This is a genomic window from Bacillus sp. GbtcB10 (assembly GCF_019091365.1).
Taxonomy (GTDB): Bacteria; Bacillota; Bacilli; order Bacillales; family Bacillaceae; genus Bacillus; species Bacillus altitudinis.
This window is the reverse complement of record NZ_JAGXJP010000001.1, coordinates 108,820-123,029: the sequence shown is the minus strand read 5'-3', so window position 1 is coordinate 123,029 and position 14,210 is coordinate 108,820. Positions and strand designations below refer to the sequence as shown.

General features: G+C 39.9%; 18 protein-coding genes. 8 read left to right on the top strand and 10 right to left on the bottom strand.

What is annotated here, in order from left to right:
* Positions 1–6 precede the first annotated feature (6 nt).
* Genes KVT11_RS00705 through KVT11_RS00695 form a run of 3 tightly spaced genes read right to left on the bottom strand, consistent with a single transcriptional unit; the run spans position 7 to position 2,714 of the window.
* On the bottom strand, positions 7–714 hold the full coding sequence (locus KVT11_RS00705; RefSeq protein ID WP_138825485.1) for an EcsC family protein: 708 nt from the start codon (positions 712–714) through the stop codon (positions 7–9).
* A gap of 46 nt (positions 715–760) precedes the next feature.
* On the bottom strand, positions 761–1,981 hold the full coding sequence (locus KVT11_RS00700) for an ABC transporter permease (protein ID WP_017360312.1): 1,221 nt from the start codon (positions 1,979–1,981) through the stop codon (positions 761–763).
* Complete coding sequence (locus KVT11_RS00695) at positions 1,974–2,714, bottom strand: ABC transporter ATP-binding protein (RefSeq protein WP_008348877.1); 741 nt, start codon at positions 2,712–2,714, stop codon at positions 1,974–1,976. The genes KVT11_RS00700 and KVT11_RS00695 overlap by 8 nt, the downstream gene beginning before the upstream one ends.
* A 487-nt stretch (positions 2,715–3,201) precedes the next feature.
* On the opposite strand from KVT11_RS00695, the gene KVT11_RS00690 reads away from it, so the two are divergent.
* The 3 genes from KVT11_RS00690 to KVT11_RS00680 all read left to right on the top strand — a co-directional run bounded on the left by KVT11_RS00690 (position 3,202) and on the right by KVT11_RS00680 (position 5,512).
* Complete coding sequence (locus KVT11_RS00690; RefSeq protein WP_008348883.1) at positions 3,202–3,630, top strand: HIT family protein; 429 nt, start codon at positions 3,202–3,204, stop codon at positions 3,628–3,630.
* A gap of 158 nt (positions 3,631–3,788) precedes the next feature.
* Positions 3,789–4,868 (top strand): 3-phosphoserine/phosphohydroxythreonine transaminase, encoded by a 1,080-nt coding sequence (gene serC / locus KVT11_RS00685; RefSeq protein WP_007497164.1) that lies wholly within the window; start codon positions 3,789–3,791, stop codon positions 4,866–4,868.
* Between the two features lie 125 nt (positions 4,869–4,993).
* Positions 4,994–5,512: a tryptophan transporter gene (locus KVT11_RS00680; RefSeq protein WP_017360314.1), complete on the top strand. Its 519-nt coding sequence runs from the start codon at positions 4,994–4,996 to the stop codon at positions 5,510–5,512.
* A 254-nt stretch (positions 5,513–5,766) separates the two neighbouring features.
* Here the strand turns inward: KVT11_RS00680 and yhzF are convergent, their stop codons facing one another.
* Positions 5,767–5,958: a membrane protein YhzF gene (gene yhzF, locus KVT11_RS00675; RefSeq protein ID WP_008348888.1), complete on the bottom strand. Its 192-nt coding sequence runs from the start codon at positions 5,956–5,958 to the stop codon at positions 5,767–5,769.
* A gap of 128 nt (positions 5,959–6,086) precedes the next feature.
* On the opposite strand from yhzF, the gene KVT11_RS00670 reads away from it, so the two are divergent.
* Both KVT11_RS00670 and KVT11_RS00665 read left to right on the top strand, forming a co-directional pair.
* Complete coding sequence (locus KVT11_RS00670) at positions 6,087–6,443, top strand: YtxH domain-containing protein (RefSeq protein WP_007497160.1); 357 nt, start codon at positions 6,087–6,089, stop codon at positions 6,441–6,443.
* Between the two features lie 187 nt (positions 6,444–6,630).
* A complete protein-coding gene (locus KVT11_RS00665; RefSeq protein ID WP_008348891.1) occupies positions 6,631–7,245 on the top strand; it encodes an HTH-type transcriptional regulator Hpr in 615 nt (204 codons plus the stop codon).
* Here the strand turns inward: KVT11_RS00665 and KVT11_RS00660 are convergent.
* Positions 7,223–7,567: a YhaI family protein gene (locus KVT11_RS00660; RefSeq protein ID WP_048002577.1), complete on the bottom strand. Its 345-nt coding sequence runs from the start codon at positions 7,565–7,567 to the stop codon at positions 7,223–7,225. The genes KVT11_RS00665 and KVT11_RS00660 overlap by 23 nt on opposite strands.
* A 234-nt stretch (positions 7,568–7,801) precedes the next feature.
* On the opposite strand from KVT11_RS00660, the gene KVT11_RS00655 reads away from it, so the two are divergent.
* A complete protein-coding gene (locus tag KVT11_RS00655) occupies positions 7,802–8,320 on the top strand; it encodes a DUF3267 domain-containing protein (protein ID WP_007497155.1) in 519 nt (172 codons plus the stop codon).
* Between the two features lie 82 nt (positions 8,321–8,402).
* Entirely contained in the window at positions 8,403–8,588 is a 186-nt protein-coding gene (locus tag KVT11_RS20955) for a hypothetical protein (protein ID WP_072368131.1), read from the top strand.
* Between the two features lie 53 nt (positions 8,589–8,641).
* Here the strand turns inward: KVT11_RS20955 and KVT11_RS00650 are convergent, their stop codons facing one another.
* Positions 8,642–8,731 carry a YjcZ family sporulation protein gene (locus KVT11_RS00650; protein ID WP_017360317.1) on the bottom strand — a complete coding sequence of 30 codons (90 nt, stop codon included), beginning with the start codon at positions 8,729–8,731 and terminating at the stop codon, positions 8,642–8,644.
* Between the two features lie 145 nt (positions 8,732–8,876).
* Positions 8,877–8,963, bottom strand: a complete 87-nt coding sequence (locus tag KVT11_RS00645) for a YjcZ family sporulation protein (protein WP_008361129.1) — start codon at positions 8,961–8,963, stop codon at positions 8,877–8,879.
* A 161-nt stretch (positions 8,964–9,124) separates the two neighbouring features.
* Between KVT11_RS00645 and KVT11_RS00640 the strand changes: the two genes are divergently transcribed.
* Positions 9,125–10,000: a peptidylprolyl isomerase gene (locus KVT11_RS00640; protein ID WP_007497153.1), complete on the top strand. Its 876-nt coding sequence runs from the start codon at positions 9,125–9,127 to the stop codon at positions 9,998–10,000.
* A 55-nt stretch (positions 10,001–10,055) separates the two neighbouring features.
* On the opposite strand, the gene KVT11_RS00635 is transcribed toward KVT11_RS00640, so the two are convergent.
* From KVT11_RS00635 to KVT11_RS00625, 3 genes are all read right to left on the bottom strand, one after another.
* The gene (locus KVT11_RS00635; protein ID WP_017360318.1) at positions 10,056–10,286 is read right to left on the bottom strand and encodes a sporulation YhaL family protein; all 231 of its coding nucleotides are present in this window, start codon (positions 10,284–10,286) and stop codon (positions 10,056–10,058) included.
* Positions 10,287–10,394: 108 nt separating this feature from the next.
* Entirely contained in the window at positions 10,395–11,348 is a 954-nt protein-coding gene (gene yhaM, locus KVT11_RS00630; protein ID WP_007497151.1) for a 3'-5' exoribonuclease YhaM, read from the bottom strand.
* 62 nt (positions 11,349–11,410) lie between these two features.
* Positions 11,411–14,197: an ATP-binding protein gene (locus tag KVT11_RS00625; protein WP_210552349.1), complete on the bottom strand. Its 2,787-nt coding sequence runs from the start codon at positions 14,195–14,197 to the stop codon at positions 11,411–11,413.
* Positions 14,198–14,210: the final 13 nt, after the last annotated feature.

The following is a 14,210-nucleotide window of genomic DNA, read 5'->3' as shown; positions in this document are numbered from 1 at the left end:
GCTTTTCTATTTCAATTCCTTCAACACACGCAAGTGAAACACATGGCGTGCGACTTCACCAAGCTGTCCTGTCAGCTGATGATTTGCCACCCCGCCAACAGCGGCACCGACCACAGGCATTAATTGAAACAGCTTCACAAGGTCAATATAATCTCGATATTCCTGCTGAAAGCTATACCAATCCATTTCTTCCCGGGTTGTTTCCCATTCTTCAATGAGTTTCATCATTTTTTGACGGTGTGCACTGCTTGAAAAGGCGAGTTGAAAAATACAAAGCAAAAAGAGCCTTTCCTCTTTTTGAGACAAATCAAATCCATATATACAGGCAAGCTCATAAAGACATTTCATTTTAATACTCAAAAGGAGAGGGAAATCCGCCATTCCGAGAAACAATCCACCCGCACCTGTGCCAATTCCTTCAATCGCAGCGGCCTTTTGATAATATGTCACCTTTTCCTTTGCCAGCTCATTTCGCTCTACAAGAGACAATTGTTCATCAATGACTGTAAATGAAGTAAAATGGCTTCCTGATATTGTGGATTCAACCATTGTTTTCACCGCACTTGTGATGACTTGATGAAATTGAGCAGGGATTCGGCGATTCACTTGCTGCTGAACGCCTTTTGAAAACCGCTCGATCTTGGATGGTTTTCTTAAAAAACGCATTTGAAAAAAAATGGCCTCTTCATACAGTTCCCGTTCAGCTGCATTCATTCCAGTTCCCTCCTTGGTGACATCATACGCTCGCTGTAAAAAACGCTTATCTCATCTTTTTTAATCTGCTTTGTACATAAGGCTTGAATAGGACAAGCACAAATACCAATGAAATGAGAAGAGCAAGTCCGCTTCCCTTCCATCCACCTGCTGGGAAAACGGCGGAGCTCAGTAAAATTGACTGGATGATGAGCACATTTCGTACGAGAACAAAAAAGCTTCGATCTTTTTCTTGCTGAGACACAGGATAAAGTGCCTGTAACGACAGATGAGCAAAGTGCTTTGTTAACGGGACAAGCTGTACACCTGTGATAAAGACTGTAAACAAGACAAGTAATGCCCCCACCCAGCCTGCTGCACCTGTATACAAGAGGATGAGCACAAACACGACCGTTAACCTAAACACAAGACCAAAATAGTCATTTGAACGTAAAAACGCCCTCACATACATATAAGAAAAAGCTTTACGCTGTTCATAAGGGACAAACTGCAAGACCCAGTCCATATACGCCCTTCTTTTCACTTGTTTCTTTAAATGAGGGACATCCGTAAATAAGTTTGCCAAGCGGTAAAAACGCTGTTTTCGTTTTAACTCATCAGAAATATGCAATTCCCATTGAAAAGGCTGTTTTTTTACTGCATTTGTTAAGTAAATGAGATAGACAGCATATAAAAGATAAAAAACGATGGCAATGGCATAAGCTGCTTGTAAAACGGTATACATTAACATTGTATTGAGCAGAAAACGAATCACTGCATCAATCCATCTGACATGTTTCCCTTGAAAATAAGTGATTCTCCACTGAATCGCTGTATTCAGACCTTTTATTAAGATCATTTGCGCCAAAATGAGCACATATAGCATCAGATCGCCTGAGGAGACAGCCGAATATAGCGGAAGTGCAATAATGGACACGGCAATCAAAGGAAATAACTGAGAAATGAAGCTAAAGTTAAACGCTTGTTTTAAATAAGGGTCCATCTTAGCTTCCAAAGGAAGCATAAACACAAGATCTGCCTCTTTAATCAACGTTCGCACGTAAGAACTAGTCAGTACCAATGAGAAAACAACTGCCATGACCCAATAGGATGGGAAGTGAGCTGGAATATGCTTCAGCCAATTACTGTACCAGCTCGCCCCGCCTGCAAGGAAAAAAATGAGCACAATCACAAGATGATCATTGAACATATATTTTAAATATTTTCTTGTTTCTTGTACGTGTTCTTCTAATCGTGATTTCCAAATGGTTTGCGTTGTTTTACTCATAGCTTTCTTCCTTTGTTAATTCCAAATAAAGATCATCGAGTGTCGCATCTCTCATGTTGAACTGCTCTCTTAGTTCTGTCAGTGTTCCTTTCGCTCTAATTTCCCCTTCATGCAAAATAATAAAGGAATCACAATAACGTTCCGCTGTGGCTAAAATATGCGTTGACATCAGAACACTTGCGCCATTTTGTTTCGCCGCATTCATACGTTCTAATAGTGCGTTGATCGCAAGCGGATCAAGCCCTAAAAACGGCTCATCGATAATATACAACTCTGGCTCCACAAGAAATGCACACATAATCATCACCTTCTGCTTCATCCCTTTAGAAAAATGAGCAGGGAACCATTTCAATCGCTTCTCCATTCGGAATTCCTTCAGCAAAGACGGCAGACGTTCTTCTAATTGTTCTTTTGAAAGGCCGTAAGCCATCGCTGTCAGCTCTAAATGCTCTTTTAACGTTAATTCTTCATATAAGACAGGTGTCTCTGGAATAAACGTAAATTGTGAACGATACGCCTCTTGATCTTCTTGAAGGGTTCGTCCGTTCAGCTCAATGACCCCTTTATGAGGTTTCATTAATCCAATAATATGACGAATGGTTGTACTTTTTCCCGCCCCGTTTAAGCCAATGAGACCAACGATTTGGTTTCTTTCTAATTCAAATGAAATATTTTTCAGAACGGGATTCTTTGTATATCCACCCGTTACATCTTTTACAGTTAGAAGGGACATCAGTTCGTTCCTTTCTTTCTTTTTTCCTTTATAGTACCAAAAACGAAAGACAATTTGAAATGTTTACCTATAGACAACTCATGAATAAAACATCGGCATACTGGTCATCATAATGTATGTAGAAGAAATGAACTTGATGACCAATACGTAAATGAGGTGTTTGTTAAAGGCAATAACCGCATGACAAGTTGGTTTTTCATCTAAAAACCTTAGCTTCTGTTTTGCTTCACTGATTCTTGATTTTTGTGTCCTATACAAATATGTATACGACGAACCAAAACGTCAAATGAGGTGTTTACGGCAGAAATAGCAGGCATATGAATTCTTTATTTCAGTAAATAAAGAATTCAAAAGGCATATCAAATGAAAGCATCAGCATTTCTTCTGCAGGAGCAGGATGAGCGACCAAAGGAGTTCGCTTGTCCTGTTTTCTTTTTTGCTTCTTTTTGTGATACGATAAAGGAAAAATAATGAGGAGTGACATGGCGTGAGCGACTGCATTTTTTGCAAGATCATTGATGGAGACATTCCATGTGCAAAAGTATATGAAGACGAGCATGTATTGGCTTTTCTTGATATCAGCCAAGTAACAAAAGGACATACCCTTGTAATCCCGAAAATACATAAAGAAAACATTTATGACATGACACCAGAAGTGTCTAATCATTACTTCCAAGCGATTCCAAAAATCGCTAGAGCCATCAAACAAGAATTTGAACCAATTGGTTTAAACCTTCTGAACAACAACGGTGAAAAAGCCGGACAATCTGTGTTCCATTACCATATGCATATTATTCCGCGTTATGGCAAAGGCGACGGCTTTGGTGCCGTATGGAAATCTCACCAAGATCAATATACATCAGAGGATTTAAAAGACATTTCTTCTGCCATCCATACGCGCCTTACCTCATCTTAATTGATGAGGTTTTTCTTTTTTTCGCCTCTTTTCTGAGCTTATCCTCTGAATCGTAAGATATTTAGGACGATTCAAATTTTTTGTCCAAATGCTTCAAATTTGTGATAGGATGGTTTTATCTTTTGATCCATTAACGCGAGAAATAGGGAGAGATTGTGATGAAGCGAACGACGAATTTTAATGCTGGTCCGGCGGCGCTGCCGCTAGAAGTGCTTCAAAAAGCACAGGAAGAACTTGTTGATTTTAAACAAACCGGGATGTCTGTGATGGAACTTTCTCATCGCAGCGGTGAGTATGAAGAAGTCCACAATAAAGCGAAAGCACTCTTGGTAGAATTGATGGACATTCCAGAAGATTATGAGGTCCTCTTTTTACAAGGCGGGGCAAGTCTTCAATTTGCAATGATTCCGATGAACTTCTTACATGAAGGCGAAACGGCTCATTTCATCCAAACAGGTGCTTGGTCAGAGAAAGCCTTGTCAGAAGCAAAAGGGTTTGGTGAAACATCAGTGTTTGCCTCAAGTGAAGACGACAACTATTCGTATATTCCAGATGTAGATGCGTCCGTTTTAAATGACGGTGCTTACTTGCACATCACATCGAACAATACCATTTTCGGTACTCAGTGGAAAACGTTCCCGAACACGTCACTCCCGCTTATTGCCGACATGTCCAGTGATATTCTCAGCAAAAAAATAGACGTGTCTTCATTTGATTTCATTTATGCCGGGGCACAAAAAAATCTAGGGCCTTCTGGTATCACGATTGTGATCGCGCGCAAACGTTTATTAGAGAAAGAAAAAAGCGGCACACCTAAAATTTTAAAATATTCAACACATGCCAAAGCCAATTCTCTTTATCACACACCACCAACTTTTGCGATTTATATGCTGTCCCTTGTCCTGGAGCATGTGAAACAGGCGGGCGGTGTAGAAGCAGCAGAAAAACGCAATGAACAAAAAGCAGCGCTTCTGTATGATACGATTGATCAAAGTGGCGGTTTTTACAAAGGGCATGCACGTGCTGACAGCCGTTCACATATGAATGTCACGTTTACCCTGCGTGATGATGCACTCACTGCATCCTTTGTGGAGAAAGCAAAACAAGAACAAATGGTTGGACTCGCCGGCCACCGTTCTGTTGGCGGATGCAGAGCCTCGATTTACAACGCCGTCTCTATAGAAGACTGCCAAAAGCTTGCGGACTTTATGAAAAAGTTCCAGCAAGAAAATGAGTAAAAAGGCTTTTCTATCGTGAAATAAATTTGTTATAATAACGAGAAATATAAAGTCATGACTCTTGCAATAAATGATCAGCCATATTATTGGAGAGTTCTAAGAGCTTAGCAGAGGAGAGCATAGAAATGAAAACAAAAGAATTAGTGATTATGTCATTGCTTGCAGCAATGGGAGCTGTTTTGCATACGATTTTCCCGCCCATCTTTTTTGGAATGAAACCTGATATGATGCTGGTTATGATGTTTTTAAGCATCATCCTTTTTCCGAAAGTACAGCATGTCGTTGTGATCGCCCTAGTTACTGGGGTCATTTCCGCTTTGACAACAGGTTTTCCAGGCGGACAAATTCCAAATATGATTGATAAACCGGTGACAGCCTTTATCTTCTTAGCCCTTTTCTTATCTTGCCTGAAGATCAAGAACAAAGTCGTTCTGACCGCTGTACTCACCGCTGTTGGGACCGTCGTATCGGGCGTGATTTTCCTATCTGCCGCTTTACTGATTACTGGACTGCCGGCTGCGTTACCAGCACTTCTTGTAGGTGTTGTCCTGCCAGCAACTGTGATCAATACGATAGCTATGGTATTTGTCTTCCCGATTGCTCAGTCCATATTAAAGCGCGCAAGAATGATTGAAGTCGCTTAACGAATAACTGAACCTCTTCATTAGATGAAGAGGTTTTTTTCATATTGTTGACAAAGGGCTAAAATGATTCTTTATTTTAGCCCTTTGTCTTCTTTTCAGCATGATTGAAAGCCCTTGAAGTCTAGGAAGGACGAGTACTGGCGCGGAGCGAATTTGACATTCGTGAGCACCTGCACGCAGGACTGACAACGAATGCGAGGGTTTGTCTACATGCTGGAACCTCTTCATTAGATGAAGAGTTTTTTTTCATGCTTCTATAAAAGAAAAAGGGTAAGCAGCAAAATGGAGAGCGAAATCCCTGCACCTGCAGCACACACAATTGCTTTTTGTCTTAATACATGTTTTGGCGGATAAGACCCTGCATACCCAAGCTGCCTTACATAATGAATAGAACCACCTGCGAAAATCACACACATACACGTAAAAACGAACAGAAAGACAGACAACCTTCTCCCCTCCCTTTTCTTCAAAAGTATGCTAAAATAAAGCAAGCTATGTATGGAAGTTCAATGAAGCTGATCGTCAGCTCAGAGAGAACATGCGAATGTGTAAAATTTGACTAGAGGTGATTGGAATGGCTAGTGGACGTTCTTTATTAACAGGATTATTTGTAGGCGGTCTCCTCGGAGGTGCGGCAGTGCTCCTGACGACTCCCTCTTCTGGCAGAGATGTACGCGGAAAGATGAAAGACGGCTATGACAAATTCGAAGATACGCTGACAAGATTAAAAAGAGATGGACAAGCTTTAAAAGAGCAGATTGTTGAAACCGCAAAAGAAAGTGCTGAAGTCATTAAAGAGGTCGGAACTGAATTACAAACATCGATACAGCAATGGCGCGAGGAAATCAAACCTCATCAGCAGGACTTACAAAAGGAAATTCAGGAAATTGAGGAAAAGCTCAAACAACTGGAGAAAACCTTACAAAACTAATATACTCACAAAAAAATATTCGTTTACAAAAGTGTGCGGGGTGCGTATCCCGCACTTTTTTTGTTGAAAAAAGGTTATTTTGTCAATGTTTTTCATGACTTTTAAAAATTCTTGAATTTTCAGCTTTATTAATCTTTATTTTATTGGCATAATAGAATTACAAGAAAAAGAGAAGTAGGTGAAATGGATGAATCATTCGGAACAGCCTTTCGATGTAAAAGAAGCACTTTTATTCAGTCAAAGAATGGCCCAATTGAGCAAAGCTCTTTGGAAATCCATTGAAAAGGACTGGCAGCAGTGGATCAAACCGTATAACCTAAATATCAATGAACATCATATTTTGTGGATTGCGTATCAATTAAAAGGAGCTTCAATATCAGAAATTGCAAAGTTTGGCGTCATGCATGTATCAACGGCGTTTAACTTCTCTAAAAAATTAGAGGAAAGAGGATTTTTAAAATTTTCTAAAAAGTTAAACGATAAACGCAATACGTATATTGAACTAACGCCAAAAGGCGAAGAGACATTCCATAAACTACTCGAAGATTACGACCCGGCCCGAACTGGTATTGTCAAAGGCGCACAGCCGCTCCATGACATTTACGGAAAGTTCCCTGAAATTTTAGAAATGATGTGTATTATCCGAAACATTTATGGTGAGGATTTCATGGAGATTTTTGAGAAATCGTTTTCAAACATTGAGAAGGACTTTTTGAATGAACGTGGGAAAGTCACGAAAAAGCCTGAAGAACTTGAAGACTCAGCGGAGGAAAAAGCGGCTAAAGCAAATCAAATTGTTTAATGATCTTTATAAATTCATTCATTAACGGCTGAAACAGCCCTTGATCATGCAAAGCAAAAATCGTCTCATGAACATCCAGCTTTTCAATTAACTGTCCCGCAAACAGCGCAAGGAGATCGTCGAACATGACGTAGCCTTGTGCTTTTTGCTTGTCCATTTCATCTGAGAGCTCAACACAAATACGCTCAATGTCCTTTGCCTCTTCTTTCGATACACGCTGCCGGATCAATAGCGCATAATATGGATAACGGCTCATATCTGTCGCCGTCAGTAACAGTTCCATATAATATTCGAGCTGGCTCATTCGTTCCTCAATACTCATGTACGTTCCCTCTTTCTCTTAGTCACTCTATTTTAGCCGAAATTACTCATTGACGAAAGAGACGAACCTCCCTCTTATGTCTTTTTTTCTTGAAAAACCCAAAGTTTCCTCTCTTTATTCCTTATGAATGTAACAATTTATTTTTTTTCTTGAAAACCATTGATTTTTATCCTCAGGAAGAGTAAATTATCTTGAGATATTCAATTAGTTTTTTTGAGATTGGAAGGATGAAAAATGAATTGTTGGAAGACCATTAATCTTGAAAAGGATTATGGTTATACGAGAATGATGATTTCAGCCATATGTCTTACTGTATTTTTTTTCATTATGGCATTTTTATGTTTTCAACTGACTCATCCTGAAACGAGACTCAGCAGTCACAATGCACCACTTTTTGTCGTGCTTTTACTTGCGACATTGCTTGTCCACCGCGTGGTTCACTTGATCCCAGTCATGAAACATAAGAAAAAAATGACGTTATTTAAACGAAATTGCTGGCAGCGCGTGCCTAAGAGAGTGATGCTTTTCTCACTGCTCAGCCCGTTTTGTGTCATCTCACCTGTTTACTTTGTTTTAGGAATGGCATTTCCAATGTACGCACACTATTTTATCATGATCGCAAGTATTCATGCAGGCTATTGTTTGCCTGACTTTTTATTTGCTTGGAAACTGCTCAAAGCGCCAAAATCATGCATCATTGATCAAGCCCAAGACGAGTTTGATATTTTAGTTGACCCAACTTCCTCATCATGAGGTTTTTAAAGCCAACTTCTATCTTTTTCATAAAAAATTTGGTAATGTAGTATGGGAATAGCATAGAGAGGGGGGATCTCCGATAGTTTTATTTTACTTCATCGTCTTTGCCGCGTTTATTGTGTATTCAATAAACAGGCTTACTAATACATTATGCCTTGTCAGAGAGATTCCTGAAGAACGGCAAGATAAGGTGTTTCGCTTTATCAATGTATCGATACTGATCTTACTGATCTCATCATTTGTTGAAATTACCATATCTATTTAAGATCAAAGCAAAAGCTGCCTGTTTGATGGCAGCTTTTTGTGTATGATGATCTATTAGCAAATCCAAGATGCACCGATAATGATCAATAAGATAAATAATACGACGACTAGTGCAAAACCGCCAGCAAAGACTTCTCCTCCCATGTGAAAACACCTCCTGCCAGTTCTTCCTCTGTTCTAAGCTCAGTGTATGCAGAAAATTTCAAAACGTTTAGGCACTTGTCATCGTTTTAAAAAAGAACCGCCCGCACGCATGGCAGGACGGCTCCTTTCTGTAACAGCGATTTAATTAATAAAGATATGCTGCACCAACGATGATCAGCAAAATGAATAGCACGACCAATAAAGCAAACCCATTAGAATATCCTGCTCCCATATAATTCAGCCTCCTTTTTGTGATCAATATATGTGTATGTTGGTCGCAAAAATTTGACTAGACGAATGCCCTCCCATTTGCATTTCTTTTTACAGCATGTCACAATATGTTATGATACAAGCAATGATAAATAAATTGGAAAGATTAGGAGTGTTTTTTGAATGAAAAAAATGGCTTTAGCAGCTGTAACAGCAGTAAGTGTTTTAACTCTTGGCGCATGCAGTAGCGGTGACAAAGAAGTGATTGCAACAACAAAATCAGGAGATGTCACAAAAGAAGAGCTTTACACAACACTTAAGAAACAAGCAGGTGGAGATGCTTTAAACCTACTTGTTCAACAAAAGGTTCTTGCTGACAAATACAAAGTATCAGATAAAGAAATTGATAAGAAATTGGAAGAATATAAAAAGACACTTGGTGAAGATCGTTTAAAACAACTTCAAGATGAATTCGGAAAAGATTACATCAAAGATCAAGTAAAATATGAGCTGCTGACTCAAAAGGCTGCCAAAGCTAACATCAAAATCACTGACAAAGAAGTAAAAGCGTATTACGATGACCTAAAAGGAAAAATCCGCGCAAGCCACATTTTAGTTGCTGACAAGAAAACAGCAGATGAAGTAGAAAAGAAATTAGATAAAGGCGAAAAATGGGATGACCTTGTATCTGAATATTCAACTGACACTGCTTCAGCAGCACAAGGCGGCGATGTAGGCTGGTTCGCAAAAGATGGCCAAATGGATGAGAACTTCAGTAAAGCTGCCTTCAAACTAAAAGTAAATGAAATCAGCAAACCAGTAAAATCTCAATTTGGTTACCATATCATTAAAAAGACCGAAGAACGCGGTAAATACGATGACATGAAAGCAGACTTGAAAAAAGAACTGCTTGATCAAAAACAAGCAGATAACAATGAAATTCAGACGATCTTAAACAAATTGGTGAAAGATGCTGATGTGAAAGTAAAAGATAAAGAACTTGAAAATACATTCAAAGAAAAATCTGAGCAAACCACACAACAAACAACAAACCAATAATGAACGAAAAACCCCTCTACATGAACTTGTAGAGGGGTTTTTTTATTCTTATTGATTATGCAATCGAATGGTCCTCATGCTTCGCCGTTTCCTGTGATCGTTTCATTTGCTGTCCTTGACGTCTACGCTCTCTCTCCTGCTCCATTCGTTCGATAAAGATTTCTCCCTCTTTTTCAATAAAGGATTGATCAATCTCTTGCTCCTCTTTGGCTGTCGTCATTAATTTATAGGCACAAAAAATAATGCCAATGATACATGCATATACCCACCATGGAAAAAATAACATTGTCTTCCCCTCCTTTTTCAGGACTAATCTCTCTTCCTTTGTGTTACATGCTTATGCGAAAAGAAGACAAGTTATGAAAAAAAACGCCCGCATCAAACGGGCGTTTTATCATGATGATTCATTGTGAAAGGTTGGTTTATAAAACGAACGATTCTCTAGTGCAAAAATACGCTCTGTATATTCTCCTGGCTTCACATGCTCAAGCGCACGATCCATCATGTTCATTTTTGCATCTAAATTATCTATATAGTGGAGAATTTCGGCTTCCTTCACCATTGGTGGTTTAGGACTGCCCCACTCCCCTTTTCCATGATGACTCAGCACTAAATGCTGCAGAATCAGAATTTCCTCAGAATCAATGCCAAGCTCCTCTGCGGCTTTCGCAATTTCTGTCACCATAATAGAAATGTGGCCAATTAAGTTCCCTTCTACTGTATATGTGGTGGAGACAGGACCCGAAAGCTCTTTGACTTTCCCTAAATCATGTAGAATGATCCCTGAATATAAAAGATCTCGATCAAGTGATGGGTATAGATCAACAATGGATTTCGCTAAATGAAGCATCGATACCACGTGATAGGCAAGACCCGAAACAAACTCGTGATGGTTTTTCGTAGCTGCTGGGTAATCAGCGAATTCCTGTCCATATTTCTTCAGCAAATGTCTTGTGACACGCTGAATATTAGGGTTTTTCATATCAAAAATATATTGCATGATGGTATCCATCATATCGTGCTTTGGAATAGGAGCTGTTTCTAGAAAATCATCAATGCGGATTTGCTCGTTTTCAGCAACAGGACGTATATTCCTAAGCTTCAGCTGATTCCTTCCGCGATAATGATGAATATCACCTACTACCTTCACAATGGTTTGTGCGGCATATGTGAGTTCATCATTCTGCTTTGCATCCCATAGCTTCGCCTCTATATCTCCACTTTGATCTTGAAGAATTAACGTTAAAAATGGTTTGCCATTACTCGCAATCCCTTTAGTAGATGATTTAATTAATAAATGCAGGTCAACTTGTTCGCCGACGTCATAGGTCATGATCCCTTTAGCCATTCAATAAATGCTCCTTCCATGTTTCTGCTCATATAAGTATAACATAAGTCATAATTTGTCAATCATTCCACTGCTAAACTCGTAATCTGCCCGTTTTCCGCTGCTTGTTTCATATAATGATGACAAGTGAAATAAAACAGCTGTGTTTCAAAACGAGTGAGTTCATTCATCAGCTCCAGTACCCTTTCTAGACGGACATGATCAAAGTGAACGAAACTGTCATCCATCATAAATGGGAGCTGACAATCTTGCTGGTGGGACAAAGCAAGTGCAAAACGAATCGAGAGATAAATCTGCTCACATGTTGCTTGTGAAAGCTCCTCCGGGCGGAATAGGCGTCCATCCCTCCGTTTCACAATCAGCCGGTCATCTTCGGCAGAAAATAAAATCACTTCATATCGATCATTCGTTAACGGCTGAATAAATCGGGAAGCTGTTTGGAGGAGTGCTGGTAGCCTCGTTTCTTTATGCTCATTGAGTTTCTCTCGAATGACGGAACGAACGAGCTGAATAGCCGCCCATTTTTTCGCTAGGTGCTTTGCATGCTCCTGCTCTACAGCAAGCTGATGAGTCAAATCAGACACCGTACCTGATGCTTCTATTTGGCGTATTTCTACTGCTAATTCTGCCAAGCGCTTTTTCATATTCGTCACATTCTCTTGCATGTCATTCAGACGTCTTTTTGCTTGTGCACACTGCTCCTCAAGGGTGCGCAAACCTTTACGGACAATGACCTCTTCCTCATCTACATAACCGCTTCTGTGCAGCTCTTGGTTCAGCTGCTGCAAATTGTACAGTCGCTCCCGGTATTCTTTGGATAGATGAGACAGGACATGATAATCTTCTTTTGACGCTGCTTCTACTTTTTGAAAAAGCTCGTCCGTTTGTTTTTTATAATATTGAACTTCTCCTTCTAATGTTGTCAGCTGCTGCTCTACATGTTGAATGGATACGTGCAATGTCTGACGTTCTTTTTCTCTTTTTTCCTCATCTTTCAATATCTCTTGAAAGGCTGAGATATTCTCTTGAATGGTCCCTTCTTTTCTTTGAAGGAGACTCATGAGCGCTGAAACTCTTTGCTCGTAGGTCGATTGTTGCTGTGTGAGCATCTCTATTTCCTTGTTAAGCGCCTCATATGCCACTGTATTCGCTTTTAATTGTTTCAAGATATGGAAAGCTTCCACAAGGAATGAGAGCTCTGAGGACAAACCTAGCTGCCTTCTCATATCTTCTACTTGTTGCTGTACAGGTTCCAGTTCCCGCTCCCAGTCTTCATATTGCTGTATCATTCTTTCGTATAAAAGCTCCTTTTGCTTCACTAGCGTTTCAGCTGAAGCTGTTTGAACGTGAAAGGAATGATAGGCGTTACTGTCGTTTGCTTCCTTCATCTGAGTCTGTTTAAGCACTGGATAAATAGCGATCAAGACAAAAACGGAAAATCCTGCAAACAGTAACGTCACCCAGCTCTCTGCTAAAACGAATAAGACCGTGAGAATGACAGCACATAGCACGAACATCAGCGGGAATAACCACACTCTGGAATGATTCTGTTTCACTGTAGCCCTTGTGCCCCTGACATCTTCTGCATCTTGCTGTTTAACGGGCTGCTCCTTTAATCCTTTTAGAGCGGTTTCCGCTTCTTCCAGCTCATGTCTTGCATGATCAAACCGGTCATCGAGCTGCGTTTTCCTATCCATTAAACGAACGTATTGGCTCACAGCCTCTTTTAATTCCCACTCAAAGTCAAGTGAATCATCCAGCTGGTCAAGCTTGATTGGACGATGCCACTTCAGCTTCGCTGATGCTTCTTCTATTTTTTGTTTCAAAGAATTCTGCTCTGTTTTCCCTTCTGCTAAGCGTTTCTTCACAAGTTCAGCATCAGATGATTCAGCTATGACTCGCTTCATCTCCAATACCGTATCCTTGTCATAGAGTGGCTGAACTTGCGTGAGCGACGTTTGCAAATGATCTAATTTTTGTTTCAGTGCCGTCACTTGTGCCTTTTTTGGGTGAAGGTGTGATTCTAATTTATCAAGTTCATGCGCGGTTTCCGGTCTAAACCGTTTGACTCGTTCTGGATAACTAGCCAAATCTTTTTTTAACTCTATCTTGTTTTCTATCATAGGATAAAGTCGAATATGTTCAGTCAAAAGCTGAATCTCTTCTTCAGTCTGTCTCATTTCATGCTGAAGCATTTCTACCTTCTCGGTTAATTCAGCTTGTTCTTTTTTCTTTTCGGTATAACGACTTTCTACCAATTTGGCCTGTTTCAACTTACCTGACAGCTCTTTTACATGATCAAGCTGCTGATTTAATTCAGGCTTACGTCCATTCGGTTTAAAAAGCTGCTCTTGCTGTTTTAGCAGCCTGCTGTCCATTTTGGATGCCGCATCTGAGCCAAACAAACTTGAAAAGAGTAGAAATTCCCCTATTTGATCTTGATTTAATGCTTGTACATTTTGCAGACCAAACACGTCAAAAGAATAGATCGATTGGTATAATCTGCGATCTGTTCCCTTTAACATCGCATGTAGAAACGCTTCATCTTTCACTTCACCATTTGGCAGCAACACCTGAGCTTGGCCGCCATGATCAGATGTTCTTTCAATATGAATCACACCTAATTCATCATCTAAACATGTAAGAGACCCGCCATAAAATGAGCCATGCTTTGGCTTATACATATGGCTTTTGGAAAAACCAAATAACATCGATTCAATAAACGCCTTCAATGTCGTTTTCCCCGATTCATTCAGGCCATAAACCAACTGAAAACCGTCATCAGAAAAGTGGAAGGTTTGATTGGAAAATTTCCCGAAATTCGCAATATGGAGTGAACGTATTTTCATCATGCCTCTCCTT

Coding starts and splice junctions, on each gene's coding strand:
- KVT11_RS00705 (WP_138825485.1), bottom strand. CDS start 714: ATGAATGCAGCTGAACGGGAACTGTATGAAGAGGCCATTTTTTTTCAA.
- KVT11_RS00700 (WP_017360312.1), bottom strand. CDS start 1,981: ATGAGTAAAACAACGCAAACCATTTGGAAATCACGATTAGAAGAACAC.
- KVT11_RS00695 (WP_008348877.1), bottom strand. CDS start 2,714: ATGTCCCTTCTAACTGTAAAAGATGTAACGGGTGGATATACAAAGAAT.
- serC (WP_007497164.1), top strand. CDS start 3,789: ATGAAGCGAACGACGAATTTTAATGCTGGTCCGGCGGCGCTGCCGCTA.
- KVT11_RS00680 (WP_017360314.1), top strand. CDS start 4,994: ATGAAAACAAAAGAATTAGTGATTATGTCATTGCTTGCAGCAATGGGA.
- KVT11_RS00670 (WP_007497160.1), top strand. CDS start 6,087: ATGGCTAGTGGACGTTCTTTATTAACAGGATTATTTGTAGGCGGTCTC.
- KVT11_RS00665 (WP_008348891.1), top strand. CDS start 6,631: ATGAATCATTCGGAACAGCCTTTCGATGTAAAAGAAGCACTTTTATTC.
- KVT11_RS00660 (WP_048002577.1), bottom strand. CDS start 7,567: ATGAGTATTGAGGAACGAATGAGCCAGCTCGAATATTATATGGAACTG.
- KVT11_RS00655 (WP_007497155.1), top strand. CDS start 7,802: ATGAATTGTTGGAAGACCATTAATCTTGAAAAGGATTATGGTTATACG.
- KVT11_RS00650 (WP_017360317.1), bottom strand. CDS start 8,731: ATGGGAGGAGAAGTCTTTGCTGGCGGTTTTGCACTAGTCGTCGTATTA.
- KVT11_RS00645 (WP_008361129.1), bottom strand. CDS start 8,963: ATGGGAGCAGGATATTCTAATGGGTTTGCTTTATTGGTCGTGCTATTC.
- KVT11_RS00640 (WP_007497153.1), top strand. CDS start 9,125: ATGAAAAAAATGGCTTTAGCAGCTGTAACAGCAGTAAGTGTTTTAACT.
- KVT11_RS00635 (WP_017360318.1), bottom strand. CDS start 10,286: ATGTTATTTTTTCCATGGTGGGTATATGCATGTATCATTGGCATTATT.
- yhaM (WP_007497151.1), bottom strand. CDS start 11,348: ATGGCTAAAGGGATCATGACCTATGACGTCGGCGAACAAGTTGACCTG.
- KVT11_RS00625 (WP_210552349.1), bottom strand. CDS start 14,197: ATGAAAATACGTTCACTCCATATTGCGAATTTCGGGAAATTTTCCAAT.